14 protein-coding genes are annotated in these 15032 nt (G+C 70.7%); 11 read left to right on the top strand and 3 right to left on the bottom strand.

The genetic code is table 11. The features are described 5' to 3' along the window. Positions 1-10: 10 nt before the first annotated feature. The 4 genes from GQR16_RS09970 to GQR16_RS09955 all read left to right on the top strand — a co-directional run bounded on the left by GQR16_RS09970 (position 11) and on the right by GQR16_RS09955 (position 6520). Positions 11-1144 carry a family 43 glycosylhydrolase gene (locus tag GQR16_RS09970; RefSeq protein WP_157414993.1) on the top strand — a complete coding sequence of 378 codons (1134 nt, stop codon included), beginning with the start codon at positions 11-13 and terminating at the stop codon, positions 1142-1144. Then, on the top strand, positions 1141-3807 hold the full coding sequence (locus GQR16_RS09965) for a family 78 glycoside hydrolase catalytic domain (protein WP_157414992.1): 2667 nt from the start codon (positions 1141-1143) through the stop codon (positions 3805-3807). Before GQR16_RS09970 ends, GQR16_RS09965 begins: the two co-directional genes overlap by 4 nt. A 128-nt stretch (positions 3808-3935) precedes the next feature. Then, positions 3936-5075: a DUF998 domain-containing protein gene (locus GQR16_RS09960; RefSeq protein WP_157414991.1), complete on the top strand. Its 1140-nt coding sequence runs from the start codon at positions 3936-3938 to the stop codon at positions 5073-5075. Continuing rightward, on the top strand, positions 5075-6520 hold the full coding sequence (locus tag GQR16_RS09955) for a DUF2252 domain-containing protein (RefSeq protein ID WP_157414990.1): 1446 nt from the start codon (positions 5075-5077) through the stop codon (positions 6518-6520). The genes GQR16_RS09960 and GQR16_RS09955 overlap by 1 nt, the downstream gene beginning before the upstream one ends. A 19-nt stretch (positions 6521-6539) precedes the next feature. On the opposite strand, the gene GQR16_RS09950 is transcribed toward GQR16_RS09955, so the two are convergent. After that, positions 6540-6905, bottom strand: coding sequence for a DUF2255 family protein (locus GQR16_RS09950; RefSeq protein WP_170298454.1), 366 nt, complete (start codon positions 6903-6905; stop codon positions 6540-6542). A 123-nt stretch (positions 6906-7028) separates the two neighbouring features. On the opposite strand from GQR16_RS09950, the gene GQR16_RS09945 reads away from it, so the two are divergent. The 3 genes from GQR16_RS09945 (at position 7029) to GQR16_RS09935 (ending at position 9609) form a co-directional block, all read left to right on the top strand. Beyond that, a complete protein-coding gene (locus GQR16_RS09945; protein ID WP_211373494.1) occupies positions 7029-8075 on the top strand; it encodes a zinc-binding dehydrogenase in 1047 nt (348 codons plus the stop codon). Positions 8076-8165: 90 nt separating this feature from the next. Then, positions 8166-9152 carry an aldo/keto reductase gene (locus tag GQR16_RS09940; RefSeq protein WP_157414988.1) on the top strand — a complete coding sequence of 329 codons (987 nt, stop codon included), beginning with the start codon at positions 8166-8168 and terminating at the stop codon, positions 9150-9152. Between the two features lie 52 nt (positions 9153-9204). Beyond that, the gene (locus GQR16_RS09935; protein WP_246200705.1) at positions 9205-9609 is read left to right on the top strand and encodes a (R)-mandelonitrile lyase; all 405 of its coding nucleotides are present in this window, start codon (positions 9205-9207) and stop codon (positions 9607-9609) included. Between the two features lie 141 nt (positions 9610-9750). Here GQR16_RS09935 and GQR16_RS09930 read toward each other — a convergent pair whose 3' ends face one another. Next, positions 9751-10671: a helix-turn-helix transcriptional regulator gene (locus GQR16_RS09930; RefSeq protein ID WP_157414987.1), complete on the bottom strand. Its 921-nt coding sequence runs from the start codon at positions 10669-10671 to the stop codon at positions 9751-9753. A gap of 171 nt (positions 10672-10842) precedes the next feature. Here GQR16_RS09930 and GQR16_RS09925 point away from each other — a divergent pair, with 171 nt between their 5' ends. The 3 genes from GQR16_RS09925 (at position 10843) to GQR16_RS09915 (ending at position 13791) form a co-directional block, all read left to right on the top strand. Further along, positions 10843-11439, top strand: coding sequence for a GNAT family N-acetyltransferase (locus GQR16_RS09925; protein ID WP_157415200.1), 597 nt, complete (start codon positions 10843-10845; stop codon positions 11437-11439). A gap of 125 nt (positions 11440-11564) precedes the next feature. After that, positions 11565-13037 carry an aminopeptidase P family protein gene (locus tag GQR16_RS09920; RefSeq protein WP_343032905.1) on the top strand — a complete coding sequence of 491 codons (1473 nt, stop codon included), beginning with the start codon at positions 11565-11567 and terminating at the stop codon, positions 13035-13037. After that, positions 13027-13791, top strand: a complete 765-nt coding sequence (locus tag GQR16_RS09915; protein ID WP_246200703.1) for a GntR family transcriptional regulator — start codon at positions 13027-13029, stop codon at positions 13789-13791. Before GQR16_RS09920 ends, GQR16_RS09915 begins: the two co-directional genes overlap by 11 nt. An 85-nt stretch (positions 13792-13876) precedes the next feature. Here GQR16_RS09915 and GQR16_RS09910 read toward each other — a convergent pair whose 3' ends face one another. Further along, positions 13877-14218 carry a SecDF P1 head subdomain-containing protein gene (locus tag GQR16_RS09910; RefSeq protein ID WP_157414986.1) on the bottom strand — a complete coding sequence of 114 codons (342 nt, stop codon included), beginning with the start codon at positions 14216-14218 and terminating at the stop codon, positions 13877-13879. A 454-nt stretch (positions 14219-14672) separates the two neighbouring features. On the opposite strand from GQR16_RS09910, the gene GQR16_RS09905 reads away from it, so the two are divergent. Beyond that, on the top strand, positions 14673-15020 hold the full coding sequence (locus tag GQR16_RS09905) for a hypothetical protein (protein ID WP_157414985.1): 348 nt from the start codon (positions 14673-14675) through the stop codon (positions 15018-15020). The last annotated feature ends 12 nt before the right edge of the window (positions 15021-15032 follow it).

Raw genomic sequence — 15032 nt, 5'->3', positions numbered from 1 at the left:
AGACGCCGAGATGACGATCGAACAGCAGGCCGAGCAGGCCGAGCAGGCCGAGCAGGCCGAGCAGGCCGAGCAACTCGACCGGCAGGCCACGATCCGGCCCGGGCAGGTGTGGCTCGACACGAAGGGCGAGCGGATCCAGGCGCATGGCGGGTCGATCTTCGCCGGTGACGACGGCACGTTCACCTGGTACGGCGAGAACAAGGAGCACACGACCCCGGGCAGCGGAAACTGGCATTGGGGCGTGCGCGCGTACACCTCGACCGACCTGGTCAACTGGGAGGACCGCGGGTTGATCATCCCGCCGGTGCTCGACGACCCGGCCTCGCCGCTGCATCCGGCGCAGAAGATGGATCGGCCGCACATCCTCTTCAACGATGCGACCGGCAAGTTCGTCTGCTGGCTGAAGATCATGGGCGAGGACGAGCAGGCCACGCAGGCGTCGACCGTGCTCGTCGCCGACGACCTGCTCGGCCCCTACGAGATCGTGCGCACGGGCCTGCGCCCCCTCGGCATGGACGCCGGCGACTTCGACCTCACGGTCGACCCGGCCACCGGCACCGCGTACTACGTCTTCGAGAAGGTGCACACCGACCTCGTCGTCGCCGAGCTCACCGACGAGTACACGGATGTCTCGGGGGAGCACAGCGTGCACTTCCACCACTCCGGCCCGCCGTTCAACCGCGAGGCGCCCGCGCACTTCACGCGCGACGGTCGCCACTACCTCGTGACCTCGAGCACGACCGGGTACTTCCCCAATCCGTCGGAGTTCGCAAGTGCCGAGGCGATGCACGGACCGTGGACCGTGCTCGGCGACGCCCACCCGGGCGACGAGACCCGCACGTCGTTCCGGTCGCAGATCAGCTCGGTGTTCAAGCACCCCGGCAAGCAGGACCTCTACATCGCGCTCGCCGACCGCTGGCTGCCCGAGCTCCCCGACGACCTGCCGAACGTGTTCGACGCGATCGCCGCGCGCATGCAGGGCGCCCCGCGCCCGCCCGGAGCCGAGAACCTCGCGGCCGTCATGTCGCTCGCCAACGGCGAGAACACGGCCATCGCCGACTACGTGTGGCTGCCGATCCGCTTCGACGGCGACATCCCGACCATCGACTGGCTCGACGAGTGGAGCCCGGAGGACTACGCATGAGAGCCGTCCGACTCCGCACCGAGTACCTCGACCGGCCGCTCGGGCTCGGCATCGCCCGCCCGCGCTTCTCCTGGAACTGCGAGGGCGGCCTCGAGCAGACCGCCTACCGCGTGCAGGCGACGCGCGACGGCGAGACGGTGTGGGACTCCGGCAGGGTCGCCTCGAACCGCATGGCGCACATCGCGTACGACGGCGCCGAGCTCACGAGCCGCGACCGCGTCGAGTGGTCGGTCGAGCTCTGGGACGAGACGGATGCCGCGGGCGAGCCGTCATCGACGTGGTTCGAGCTCGGCCTGCTCGCCCCGCAGGACTGGACGGCGACCTGGATCGCGGGCGACGTCGCCCTCAAGAAGCACGCGCGGCATCCGGTCGACTGCTTCCGCACGGGATTCCGCACGCGCGGGCCGGTGGCGCGAGCACGTCTCTACGCAACGGCCTGCGGTGTCTACGACGCGCACCTGAACGGCCGGCGGGTGGGGGAGTTCCGCCTTGCGCCGGGCAGCACCGACTACCGGAAGCGCCTGCAGTATCAGACGTACGACGTGACGGACCTGCTCGCAGGGGAACAGGGCGCGAACCGGCTCGAGTTCCGTCTCGCCGACGGGTGGTACCGCGGATCGGTCGGCGCCTATGGCATCACGAACCTGTTCGGGCGTCAGACGAAACTGCTGGCCCAGCTCGAGATCACGTACGTCGACGGGCGGCGCGAAGTCGTGAACAGCGACGGCTCGTTCGCATGGAGCAACGACGGCCCGCTGCGGTTCGCCGACCTCGAGGACGGCGAGATCGTCGATGCGAACCTCGAGCCCACCTACGCCCGCAGGGCTCATGTGGTGAAGCCCGGCATCGTGCCCACGGCGTCCGACAACGTCGAGCCGCGCGAGCAGGAGGTCTTCAGGTCGACCCTCATCACAACCCCGTCGGGAGCCCGCGTGCTCGACTTCGGGCAGAACATCGCGGGCTTCGTCGGCTTCACCGTGACGGCCGAGCGTGGGCAGCAGCTGAAGCTGCGCCTCGGCGAAACGCTCGACGAGGCGGGCGAGTTCACGCAGGGCAACTTCCAGCTCGAGAAGCCCGCCACGGAGTTCGGACGGGCGACCGAGATGCTCCTCCTCACCGAGAAGAAGAGCCTCATCCGTGGCGAGCTGCAGCCGACGCCCAAGCAGGAGATCGACTTCACGTGCGCCGACGGTGAGAACCGGTACAAGACCGAGTTCGCGGTGTTCGGGTTCCGCTACGCGCTCATCGAGACCGACGTCGCGTTCGAGGCATCCGACTTCCGTGCGATCGCCGTGTACTCCGACCTGGATCAGACCGGCGAGTTCGAGTGCTCGAACCCGGCCGTGAACCGGTTCCTCGAGAACACCCGGTGGAGCATGAAGGGCAACTTCCTCGACGTGCCCACCGACTGCCCGACCCGCGAACGCCTCGGTTGGACCGGTGACGCGCAGGTGTTCTTCGACACCGCGGCTTCGCTGATGGACGTCGCGGCCTTCTTCCGCAAGTGGCTGCGAGACCTGGCCGACAACCAGGCGAAGTCGGGCAAGCTGTCGGCGGTCGTGCCGTACAGCGGTCTCGCGATGATGTACGACACCACGGGTGGTTCCGTGGGCTGGGCGGATGCCGCGGTGCTGGTGCCCTACCGGTTCTGGAAGCGCTACGGCGACGAGCAGCTCATCCGCGAGTTCTACCCGATGATGCGCGCGTACGCGAACTTCATGATCGGCCGCACGGGCCACAAGGACCGCGCGGCAGCACGCGCGAACCCGTACAACCGGTTCGTCTACGAGAAGGGGCTGCACCTCGGCGAGTGGCTCGAGCCCGCGGAGTTCCTCGACCCGGTGACCGCCCGATCCCAGCCCAGCAGGCCCGAGGAGGCGACCGCCTACCTGCACTACACGATGACCCACCTCGCCGAGATCGCGACGGCACTGGGCGAGACCTCCGACGCCGCGCGCTTCACCGAGTACGCCGACGGGGCGAAGCAGGCGTATGCCCACCTCTTCCTCGCCGACGGCACGATCGACACCGACCGGCAGGCCAAGCTCGTGCGCCCGCTCGCGCTCGGCCTCGTCGACGGCGAGGTGCGCGAGCGCCTCGAACGCCGTCTCGTGCAGGCCGTCGAGAGCCGCGGCCACACCATCGGCACGGGCTTCCTCTCGACGCCGTTCGTGCTGCCGGTGCTGACCGAGGCCGGGCGGGCGGATGTCGCGTACCGCATGCTCGAGAACACGCAGGCGCCGAGCTGGCTCGCCGAGGTCGAGGCCGGCGCGACCACCGTGTGGGAGCACTGGGAGGGCACCGAGAGCCTGAACCACTACTCGCCGGGCGCCGTCTGCCAGTGGCTCTTCGACACTGTCGCGGGCATCCGCGTCGACGGGGCGCAGCACTTCACGATCGCGCCCGTGCCCGGCGGCAGCCTGACGTCCGCGTCGGCGCGCTACGCGAGCCCCTCGGGCGAGGTGCGCAGTGCGTGGGAGTTCGTCGACGGCGAGCTGCTCGTGACGGTCGTCGTGCCCTCGAACACGAGCGCCGACATCCGTCTCCCGACCGGCGACGTGCACGCGGTCGGTGCGGGCACGTTCGAGTACCGGTTGGCCGCGAACGAGGCACTCGGCATGCCCGAACGCCGCATCGTCGAGACTCCGGGGAGAACCGCTTGAGGAGTTCGCGAACGGGCCATCCTGGGTGAACCGCACGCGGCATCTTCTGCTCGACACCCTCGTGGCGGTACGCTCCGAGCAGGGAGCGCACTCGCCTCCGGGCGCGCTCATTCCGCTGGAGGTGCCCGATGACGCAGTCGACATCCCTCGCCCGAATTCTCCGTCGCCCGATCGGCGATGCAGAGGCTCGCGAATCCACCGCGCTGCTCGTGGGTGCGGGCGCGTTCGTGCTCGGCGCGGTGCCCGGGCTGTTCCTGTTCTGGGGACGGGACCTGCCGATCTCTGGTCGAGGCTCCTTCGGCGATGCCGCCGCGATCGGCGCGGCCATCGCGGCACTGCTCGCCTTCCTGTTCGGCTGCGTGCTGCGGAGGACGCAACGGCTGGGGCCCGATCGCGCTCAGCAGGGGGCTCCCACCTTGCGGCGCCTGCACTGGTTCGACGTCGCCGCGCTGAGCCTCGCGCACGCGATCATCGCCCTGCTGGGCTGGGTCGGGCTCGCCGCCGTGTTCGCCGCGGGATTCGAGGGGGCCCTGCTCTACTCGGTGACGGCGGCGATCCTCGTCGGCGCGGTCATGGCGATCACCGCCTACGCCTCGTTCCTGTCCGCGGTCAACATCACACCGATGGTGCTGTCGATCGTGCTGGCCGCGTTCCTCGTCGTCGGCACGCTGGCGAGCACGCTGAGCGCGAGCGATCCGCTCTGGTGGCAGAAGAACCTCAGCACGCTCGGCATCAGCGACGACATCTCGGCGCTGACCTTCAACCTCACGCTCATCATCGCGGGCGTCATGGTGACCACGGTCGCCCACTACGCGACGGCCTGGTTGCCGACGCGCACGCCGGCTGAGCTGCGCGGGCGCAACCTCGTTCGGCTGGCGCTCATCGTCATGGGCGTGATGCTCGCGTGCGTGGGCATCTTCCCGGTCGACGAGTTCCTCGAGATCCACAACCTCTCGGCGACAGGCATGGCGATCGTCTACGTCGTGCTCGTGATCGCGCTGCGGTCGCTCGTGCCGACGATGCCGCGGGTCTTCCTCCTGCTCGGCTACGTCTTCGTCGCCGTCATCATCGTGCTGGCGGTCTTCTTCCTCTCGGGCTACTACAACCTCACCGCGGTCGAGCTCGTCGCCTTCGCGCTCATCTTCGCCTGGCTCATCGTGTTCCTCCGTACCGCCGGTTCGATCGCGTCGACGGATGCCGCGGCCTCCGCCGATGCGGCGGGGGCCGGCGTCCCGGTCGACCGGCCCGAGCCCGAGGCGGTGGGGTAATGAGCGACCGGGCCCGCGACCGCGCGGCGACGGCACGGCTGGATCCGAAGTCCGAGGATTTCGACGCGCGACGCGAGTCCGGGCGGGCGGCCCGTGCGCACACCCCGCGGCGCAGTCACGCGACGTGGGAGCCGACCTCGACGAGGCCTGATCCGGTCGCGTTGCTCGAGGCCCAAGCCGAGACGCGCGACCCGCTGCTGATCCCGTTGCGGCACGCGCGCATGAGCGTCTCGCCGTTCACCTTCTACCGCGGCGCCGCGGTGATCATGGCCGCGGACCTCGATGCCGCGACCGACAGCGGCATCACCGTGCAGCTCTGCGGTGACGCGCACCTGTCGAACTTCGGCGTGTTCGGCTCGGCCGAGCGCAGGCTCGTGTTCGACATCAACGACTTCGACGAGACCCTGCCCGGGCCGTTCGAATGGGACGTCAAGCGCCTCGTCGCGAGCATCGAGATCGCTGCCCGCCATCGCGGGTTCGACGACGACGATCGCCGCACCGCCCGTCTCGCGGCGGTGCGCGGGTACCGGGAGCAGATCCTGCGATCGGCGGGGGCCTCGGTGCTCGACGCCTGGTACGACACGGTTCCCGTCGAGCACGTTCAGGAGCTCGTGCGTCGCGCGGTCGACCAGGACCACCTCGGCAAGAAGCAGATGAAGCGGTTCGAGTCCGTCGTCGCCAAGGCGTTCACCCAAGACCGCATGAAGGTCTTCTCGAAGCTCGTCACGACCGAGGGCGGCCGCATGCGGATCGCCGCGGATCCGCCGCTCATCGTTCCTGTCGAGGACATCGCGACCGTCGACCACGAGGAGACCGAGTCGAAGATGCAGGCGGCGCTGCACGCCTACCAGCGCACGCTCACCACCGACCGGCATCCGATCGCGGAGTATTCGTACGTGCACATGGCGCGCACGGTGCCGGGAGTCGGCAGCGTCGGCACCCGCACATGGGTCGTGCTGCTGAAGGGGCGCGACGACGCCGACCCGATCTTCCTGCAGGCGAAGGAGGCGCAGGCCTCGGTGCTCGAGCGGTTCCTCGGCGCCAGTGAGTACGAGGAGCACGGCGAGCGCGTCGTGCGGGGCCAGCGGGTCATGCAGGCGTCGAGCGACATCTTCCTCGGGTGGCAGCGCGGGTATCCCGACGACAGCGGCGTGCAGCGGGACTTCTACATCCGCCAGCTCAAGGACTGGAAGGGCTCGCTCGACCCCGAGGTCATGGTTCCGCGGGGCGCCGCGCTCTACGCGAGGGTGTGCGGCGAGACCCTCGCCCGAGCGCACGGGCGGAGCGGTGACCGCGTGCAGCTCGCCGCCTACCTCGGCACCTCCGATGTGTTCGACGAGTCGATCTCGGCCTTCGCCGAGGCGTACGCCGACCAGAACGACCTCGACTACGCCGCCTTCACGGCCGCGATCGCGGCGGGGCGCATCGAGGCGACGCCGGCCTGATCCGGGCGCGAGGCGCGCGCTACTTCGGGTCGATGCGCAGCGTCGTCGCCTTGACCTCGGGCTTCATGAGCGACTGCGTCGCCGAGCCGCGGCCGTACTTCGCGAAGTAGGCGTCGTCGAGCGCGGCGTCGTGCGAGTCGTCGCGCGTGTAGGTGACGTCGCGGGTCTGCCCGCCCCAGCTGACGGTGCCCTCGGAGTTGCGCGTCACGCCGCGGTACCAGCCGCCCTCCGGTCCGCGCACCGAGCGCGCGTAGAGGGATCCGTCGACGACGGCGTGCCAGATGATGACGGGCGTTCGCAGCGATCCGTCGTCGCGGCGGCCCGCGACGCGGATCTCGCCGGCGCGGTCGAGGGCGGTGAGTTCTTCGGGGGTCCAGGTGCTCATGATGGTCCTTTCGCGGCATCCGTCGCCCATGATCCTCCGACCGGGCGGCCTGAGGCAGGGTCTGGGAGTACCGGTCTCGGCAGGGACTCCCGTGCGCACGCCGACGAGCGTGTGATGGAACACATGAAAGCCACCCTCATGTTCGGCGCCGGCGACGTTCGCGTCGAGACCGTTCCAGACCCGATCATCCGCCACGACACCGACGCGATCGTGCGTGCCGTGCGGTCCTGCGTCTGCGGCAGCGACCTGCACCCGTACCACTCGATGCCGCACGGCGAGCACGGCACGGCGATGGGCCACGAGCTCATCGCGGTCGTCGAACAGGTCGGCTCCGCCGTCACGACCGTCAAGGCCGGCGACTTCGTCATCGCGCCGTTCGCCTTCCAGGACAACACCTGCGTGTTCTGCCGCGAGGGCTTCCAGACCTCCTGCGTGCACGGCGGATGGTACGGCGGCGCGAACGGCGGCCTGCAGGCCGAGCTCGCGCGCATCCCGCAGGCCGACGGCAGCCTCGTCGTCGTGCCCGGCGTCGACCCGACGACCGCCGACGAGTCGCTCCTCGCATCGCTGCTCGCGCTCTCCGACGTCTACCTCACGGGCTTCCACGCCGCGCACATGGGCAGGGTGGAACCCGGCAAGACGGTCACGGTCATCGGCGACGGTGCGGTCGGCCTCTCGGCCGTGCTCGCGTCGAAGCGGCTCGGTGCCGAGCGCATCATCCTCATGGGTCGCCACACCGCGCGCACCGACCTCGGCGTCGAGTGGGGCGCGACCGACGTCGTCACCGAGCGCGGCGCGGAGGGCATCGCGAAGGTCTTCGAACTCACGGGCGGTGAAGGCAGTCATGTCGTGCTCGAGGCCGTCGGCCACATGCCCGCCTACGAGCAGGCCTACGGCATCGTGCGCCCGGGCGGTGTCATCTCGCGCGTCGGCGTGCCGCAGTACGAGTCGGCGCCCATCGGCTTCGGCTCGCTCTTCGGCAAGAATGCCACCCTCACCGGCGGACCGGCGCCCGTGCGCGCCTACCTCGAGGACGCGATCGGGCAGGTGCTGCGCGGCGACCTCGACCCCGGCCGCGTGTTCGACCGGACCGTCTCGATCGACGACGTGCCCGCCGCCTACGCAGCCATGGACGCCCGCGAGGCGCTGAAGGTCATGGTCGCGTTCTGAGGGCGGATGTCCCGGTCGGGCCTCTGCGGACCGCACGGCCTTGCAGCGACATCCGAACACGAGAAGGATCACCGAACGAAGGAGCAACTGATGCACACACGCACACTCGGCCAGGGACTCGAGGTGTCGGCCGTCGGACTCGGCGCCATGGGCATGTCGATGAGCTACGGGCCGAACCCCGGTGACCGCGACGACATGATCGGCGTGCTGCGCTACGCCGTCGAACAGGGCGTGACGTTCATCGACACCGCCGAGGTCTACGGGCCCTGGGTGAACGAGGAGCTCGTCGGCGAGGCCGTCGCGCCCATACGCGACCAGGTCGTCGTCGCGACGAAGTTCGGCTTCAACCTCGTCGACGGGCAGATGCGCGGCGTCGACTCCCGCCCCGAGCAGATCAGGCGGGTGGCGGATGCCTCGCTGCGGCGCCTCGGCGTCGACGCGCTCGACCTCTTCTACCAGCACCGCGTCGACCCGGAGGTGCCGATCGAGGACGTCGCCGGCACCGTCGGCGAACTCGTCGCCGAGGGCAAGGTGCACCACTTCGGGCTCTCGGAGGCCGCGGCGGGCACGATCCGCCGCGCGCACGCCGTGCACCCGGTCACGGCCGTGCAGAGCGAGTACTCCCTCTGGACCCGCGACCCCGAGGCCGAGGTGCTGCCGACGTGCGCCGAGCTCGGCATCGGGTTCGTGCCGTTCAGCCCGCTCGGCAAGGGATTCCTGACCGGGGCCGTCGCGGCCGACGCGACGTTCGGTGCCGGGGAGATCCGCGCGCGGGTGCCGCGGTTCGAGCGAGAGAACCTGCTCGCCAACCAGGCGCTGGTCGACCACGTGCGCGCGCTCGCCGAGACCCGCGGCGCGACGCCGGGGCAGGTGGCGCTCGCGTGGCTGCTCGCGCAGCACCCGTTCATCGTGCCGATCCCGGGAACGCGCCGACGCGAGCGCATCGACGAGAACGCGGGAGCGACCGCGATCGCCCTCTCGGCCGACGACATCGCCGACCTCGACGCGCTCGTCGACCGCCTCGGCGTCGCCGGCAACCGCTACGACGAGGCCGGCATGGCCGCCGTCGGGCTCTGAGGGCCGGCCACCGGCATCCGCCCTCGAACACCGAACCACCAGGGAGAACACCATGAGCACTCGCATGCAACCCAAGACGCCGACCGTGAAGGGCCCCGAGGCCTGGTTCACCGGCGACGTCTACTTCAACGCCTACTACGCGGGCGAGGAGCCCTCGCGCACCCGGCTGAACCTCGTTCGATTCACGCCCGGAGCGCACACCGCCTGGCACCGGCACGCCGTCGGCCAGACCCTGCACGTGACCGAGGGGCTGGGCTACGTGCAGAGCCGAGGTGAGGAGCTCATCGAGCTGCACCCCGGCGACACCGTGTACACGCCCGCCGGCGAATGGCACTGGCACGGTGCCACTGCCGAGAACTTCATGTGCCACCTCGCGCTGTGGGAGGCGCCCGGCGGCGGCGAGCCCGAGACCGAGTGGGGCGAGCAGCTCACGGCCGAGGAGTACCCGGCGCCGTAGGTTCCGGGCCGCCCGCGGCATCCGCTCGCTCCGCTCGCCCTCGTGGGAGGCGTTGGGCGGCAGGGGAGGAACGTTTCGCGGGAAACGTCCTCCGCTCGCGCCGAACTCCTCCCGTGCGTGCGGCTACTCGTGCGTGCGCGGCTACTCGGCCGGCGAGGCAGGCTGAGGTGCCGTGGGTGCCGTGGGTGCCGTGGGTGCGGCTTCCGCCAGGACGGCCTCGTTCGTGGCGGCCCACGAGGCGAGCAGCGCCAGCGCATCGGCCGACGTCGACCCGGCGGGCGCCGTGTAGACGTTCAGCACGAGGCCGGGTTCGCTCGGCAGATCCATCGACTCGTAGTCGAGGTCGAGGTCGCCGACCACGGGGTGGTGCAGCCGCTTGCGCCCGCTGCGGTGGAACTTCACGTCGCGCGACGCCCAGCGCTCGCGGAAGAGCTCGCTCTGCGTCGACAGCTCGCCGACGAGCTTGATGAGCTCGGGGTCGTGGGGGTTGCGCCCGGCTTCGAGGCGCAGCATGGCGGCGGCGTCGTGCGTGATCTGGTCGTAGTCGCGCCAGAACTCGCGGGCCGCGGGGTTGAGGTAGGCGAAGCGGGTCGTGTTCACGGGCCGCCGCGGGTCGTCGAAGACGGGGGAGTAGAGCGCGCGCGCCATGCGGTTCGCGGCGAGGATGTCGTGCCGGCCGTTGCGCACCCACGCGGGGGCGTCGCCGAAGGCGTCGAGCACCTGGAGCACGGCCGGACGCACCGAGGGCTTCGCCTTCGACGCGCGTCGCGGGGCGGGCCCGGCCGCGCGGGCGAGGTCGAACAGGTACTCGCGCTCGGCGTCGTCGAGCTGCAGCGTGCGGGCCAGCGAGTCGAGCACGCTCTCGGATGCGCCGGCCAGGTCGCCGCGCTCGAGGCGCACGTAGTAGTCGACGGAGACGCCTGCGAGCATCGCGACCTCCTCGCGGCGGAGGCCGGGTACGCGCCGGTTGCCGCCGTAGGCCGGGAGCCCGGCCTGGTCGGGCGTGATGCGGGCGCGCCTGGAGCTCAGGAACTCCCGGATGTCTGCGCGCACGTCTCCCATGCGTCCACGCTACGTCGGCGGGCGCTCGCGTGGGAGGCCCTGCGGGTACCTCCTCGATCGGGCGGATGCCGCGGTGGGCCGCAAGGCCTGCTGCTAGCGTGGTTCGCTGCCACGCGGCATCCGCACCCCCGTCTCGTCGAGGTGTCCGTGGCCGACGAGAGGTGGCGCGCGATGCTCGAACCGGTCGAACTCGGCGACGGAATCGTCGTGCGCGCGCTCGCCGCGGGCGACGGGCCGGCGCTCGCCGCGGCCTACCGGCGCAACCGCGAGCACCTCGCGCCGTGGGAGCCCGAGCGTGCCGAGTCGTTCTTCAAGGACGCCACGCACGAGCGCGAGGTGCTCGCGCTGCTCGATCGCGTCGATGCGGGCACGGCGATCCCGCTGGTGCTCGTCGACGGCACGACCGGCACGACCGGCACGACCGGCACGACCGTCGCGACCGGCGCGACCGAGCAGCCCGTGATCATCGGGCGCATCAACCTTTCCGACCTCGTGCGCGGTGCGTTCCAGAACGCGAACCTCGGCTACTGGATCGACGGCGCGTTCACCGGGCGCGGCCTCGCGACCACGGCGGTGGGCGTCGCCCTGCACGCCGCGCGCCGGGCGGGGCTGCACCGCGTGCAGGCCGGCACCCTCGTGCACAACGCCGCCTCGCAGGCCGTGCTCGAACGCAACGGGTTCAGGCGCATCGGCCTCGCGCACCGCTACCTGCGCATCGCCGGGCGCTGGCAGGATCACGTGCTCTTCGAGCGGCTGCTCGACGACTGATCCTCACCGGCTCGACGACGGGTCTCCACCTGCTGGACGACTGATCCCCGACTCCGCGAGCGTCGTGCGCCGCCGCAGCGTAGTATGTCACCCATTACACCGAGGAGTCGAAGGAGAATCCCACGATGAACGAACCGGGCGCGCTCACGCACGAGCACCCCACCGGAACCCCCTCGGCCTCCTCGATGCCGGTGCCCGCGACCCGCGATCCGCGTCTGCCGCGCCTGCGCGAGGTGCCGGCGTTCCTCGAGTACATGGCCACCGGATGGGACGCCCCCGACCGCACGCCGCCCGTCGAACCGGGCGTCGCCGCGGCTTCCGCGGCCCACCGGGCCAGGCTGAGCGCGGCGCTGCCGGGTCGCACGATCGTCGTCGAGGCCGGCCGGGCGCCCGTGCGCGCGAACGACACCAACTACGACTTCCGCCCCGACAGCGACTTCTTCTGGTTGACCGGATGCTCCGCCGAAGACGCCGTCGTCGTGCTGACGCCCGCGGGGTCGGGCCACGACGCCACCCTGTTCGTGCCCGCCCCGGCCTACCCAGGCAACCCCGACTTCTTCGGCGACGCAGCCCACGGCGAGCTCTGGGTCGGATCGGCGCCCGACGCGTCCGACTGGGCGGCGGCGCTCGACCTCGAGGCGCAGCCGCTCGAGCGTCTCGACGACCTCGTGCGGCCGAGCGACGACGTGCTGCTGTTCGGCACGGCGAACTCGGGGCATGCGGCCCTCCGCGGCATCCGACGCTCGACGGAGCTCGGGCGGGTGCTCTCCGAACTCCGCATGATCAAGGACGACTGGGAGATCGGCGAGCTGCGCCGCGCGGTCGACGCGACGGTCGAGGGGTTCCGCAGCGTCATCCGCGAGATCCCGAACGCGATCGAGTGGGGCGGCGAACGCTGGCTTCAGGGCACGTTCGACCGCTATGCGCGCACGTTCGGCAACGGCCCCGGGTACTCGACCATCGTCGGCTCGGCCGAGCACGCGCCGACCCTGCACTGGGTGCGGTGCGACGGCCCGGTCAAGCGCGACGAGCTGCTCCTGCTCGACATGGGCGTCGAGAACCGCACCTTCTACACTGCGGATGTCACGCGAACGTTCCCGGCTTCCGGCACGTTCAGCACCGCCCAGCGCGAGGTGCACGACCTCGTCGAGCGCTCGCATCGCGCCGGACTCGCGGCCGTCGGCCCCGGCCGCCCGTGGAGCGACTTCCACACCGCCTCGATGGAGGTCATCGCGAACGGGCTCGCCGACTGGGGCCTGCTGCCCGTCTCGGTCGACGAGGCGCTCTCGCCCGAGGGGCAGCACCATCGCCGCTACCTCGTCTGCGGCGTCGGCCACCACCTCGGGCTCGACGTGCACGACTGCGCGCACTCGAGCTACGAGGCGTACCAGCAGGCCGCGATGGCCCCCGGCATGGTGCTCACCGTCGAGCCCGGCCTCTACTTCCACGCGTTCGACACGACCCTGCCGCCCGAGCTGCGGGGCATCGGTGTTCGCCTCGAGGACGATATTTTGGTCACGGCCGACGGCTCGGACGTGCTGTCGGCCGCGCTGCCGATCGACGCGGCCGGCATCGAGGCGTGGATGCGTGCGCAATGACCGGTACGGCGACGCCGAGGCGCGGCACGACGGCGCGCTCGACCCCGGCGTGCGAGACCCCGCCGACAGAGAGGACATCGAGATGGCCGTCACGGCGATCCGCCCCGTCGAACCGCAGCTGAGCCTGCGCGCGCGGGTCGAGCAGGCACTGTCGGCGGCGATCATCTCGGGCGAGCTCGCCCCGGGCGAACTCCTGACCGTGCCGACGCTCGCCGCCCAGTTCGACGTCTCGGCCACGCCCGTGCGCGAGGCCATGCTCGACCTCGAGAGCCGCGGGTTCGTCGAGCCCGTGCGCAACAAGGGCTTCCGCGTCACGACCGTGAGTCCCGAGGTGCTGCGCGAGATCGTCGAGGTGCGCCAACTGCTCGAGCCGCCCGCGATGGAGGAGCTCGCGCGTCGTTTCCCGGCCGAGCAGCTGCCCGGGCTGCAGGCGCTCGCCGAGCAGATCGTCGTCGGCGCGAGCACGGGCGACCTGCGCGCCTACCTCGAGGCCGACCTGGCCTTCCACCTCGCGCTCACGCGCCTGCTCGGCAACGGCCTGCTCGTCGACACGGTCGCCGACCTGCGCTCGCGAACCCGGCTCGTGGGCCTCTCCGACATGCTCGAGACGAAGGCGCTCGACGAGTCCGCCGCTGAGCACCTCGAGCTGCTGCAACACCTCGCCGACGGCGACGCGGCCGCTGCACGCGCCCTCATGCACCGGCACATCCACCACACGCTCGGCTGGTGGGCCGGCAACCCCGAGGCCGAGTAGGCGCGGTTCGCGCGTCTCCTCTGCCCGTGGGGCGGATGCCGCGGGCCGGCGTCCGCGGGTCGACGGGCACTGGCGGTGGTCCGCGTCAGTTCGCCGAGCGGCCGGCGTCGTCCGACGATGAGCCGCGAATCACCGCAGCCACCTCATCGGGGTCGACGCCCGACGGGAGGGCGATCACGGCGGTATCGCCCTGCATCGGTTCGACCACCGTGACGGCAGACAGCACCTCATCGCCCGCCTTGATCACCAGGCGTGCGGTGCCCGCGGATCGGGCGGCCTCAGCGGTCAGCGTCTGGAAGACGCTCGCTCCGTCTTCGTCGAACGTCACGTCGACCGCATCGGTGCTGCCATCCGAAACGGCCTCCGCCGTTTCGACGCCGGCGTGAACGAAGTCCGATTCGACGACCATCACGTACTCGCCGTGCACCGAGACGCACTCCGCCGCGGATCCCGCAGTGCACGTCTGAGAGACGGCCATCTCGATGCCGCCCCCGGTCGTCGACGAGCCCTCTCCGGGGCCGTCGCCTGCGGTGCATCCACTCATCGCCACGATGAGCAGCCCGACGGCCGACAGCTTCCAGACCCGAGACCCCATCGACGCTCCTCCTCGATCCCAGAGCAACCCGCTCGGAAGCTCAACGCTACCTTTGCGACGACGTGGGACGTGCCTGGCCCAGTGCAGGATCCGCACGCGCGATCACCGCTGATGCGGTCTGCCGCGGCCGCAAGTTCGTAGACGATCCTCACGTTGATGGCCGATGTCGCGTCCCAGGTTCCCTCGCCAGAGAACACCGGCGGAAGGCCGAGGTCATGGCCGCTGAACGCTCTTTCGAACACCGCCGCCGCGGAATTCCCCTCAAGATGGCCGCTAACATTCGGTCATGAGCGCAGTTCGCACCGACGTTGATGCACCGCGGAGCGTCGTCAAGCCGTGGCGCGGCTACATCTGGACAGCGGTCGTCGGTGTGGTGGTCGTGCCCCTGGCGCTCGGGCTCGCCTTCAATTCCTATGCAGCACCAGATGACGCCGCATTCGTGCGGATGGCGTTCGCGCAAGTAGCTGGAAGCACGATCGCGATCGTGACAATGCTGGCCCTGGTCGCCCTGAGCTTGATCCGGCGCACCAGGGCAGCGACGCCTGTTCTCATCGTCGCGGCACTGCTCGTCATCCAGTACTCAGTTGTGGTCCTGTCGATGGCGTCCGATCTGCTCCTGCAACGAATCGGCTGACCGCGCATCCTG

The organism is Agromyces allii (assembly GCF_009749385.1).
Taxonomy (GTDB): domain Bacteria; phylum Actinomycetota; class Actinomycetes; order Actinomycetales; family Microbacteriaceae; genus Agromyces; species Agromyces allii.
This window is presented reverse-complemented; position numbering and strand designations above follow the sequence as displayed.

Coding starts and splice junctions, on each gene's coding strand:
- GQR16_RS09930 (WP_157414987.1), bottom strand. CDS start 10,671: ATGGGAGACGTGCGCGCAGACATCCGGGAGTTCCTGAGCTCCAGGCGC.
- GQR16_RS09950 (WP_170298454.1), bottom strand. CDS start 6,905: ATGAGCACCTGGACCCCCGAAGAACTCACCGCCCTCGACCGCGCCGGC.
- GQR16_RS09955 (WP_157414990.1), top strand. CDS start 5,075: ATGAGCGACCGGGCCCGCGACCGCGCGGCGACGGCACGGCTGGATCCG.
- GQR16_RS09920 (WP_343032905.1), top strand. CDS start 11,565: ATGAACGAACCGGGCGCGCTCACGCACGAGCACCCCACCGGAACCCCC.
- GQR16_RS09970 (WP_157414993.1), top strand. CDS start 11: ATGACGATCGAACAGCAGGCCGAGCAGGCCGAGCAGGCCGAGCAGGCC.
- GQR16_RS09925 (WP_157415200.1), top strand. CDS start 10,843: ATGCTCGAACCGGTCGAACTCGGCGACGGAATCGTCGTGCGCGCGCTC.
- GQR16_RS09965 (WP_157414992.1), top strand. CDS start 1,141: ATGAGAGCCGTCCGACTCCGCACCGAGTACCTCGACCGGCCGCTCGGG.
- GQR16_RS09945 (WP_211373494.1), top strand. CDS start 7,029: ATGAAAGCCACCCTCATGTTCGGCGCCGGCGACGTTCGCGTCGAGACC.
- GQR16_RS09940 (WP_157414988.1), top strand. CDS start 8,166: ATGCACACACGCACACTCGGCCAGGGACTCGAGGTGTCGGCCGTCGGA.
- GQR16_RS09905 (WP_157414985.1), top strand. CDS start 14,673: ATGAGCGCAGTTCGCACCGACGTTGATGCACCGCGGAGCGTCGTCAAG.
- GQR16_RS09960 (WP_157414991.1), top strand. CDS start 3,936: ATGACGCAGTCGACATCCCTCGCCCGAATTCTCCGTCGCCCGATCGGC.
- GQR16_RS09935 (WP_246200705.1), top strand. CDS start 9,205: ATGAGCACTCGCATGCAACCCAAGACGCCGACCGTGAAGGGCCCCGAG.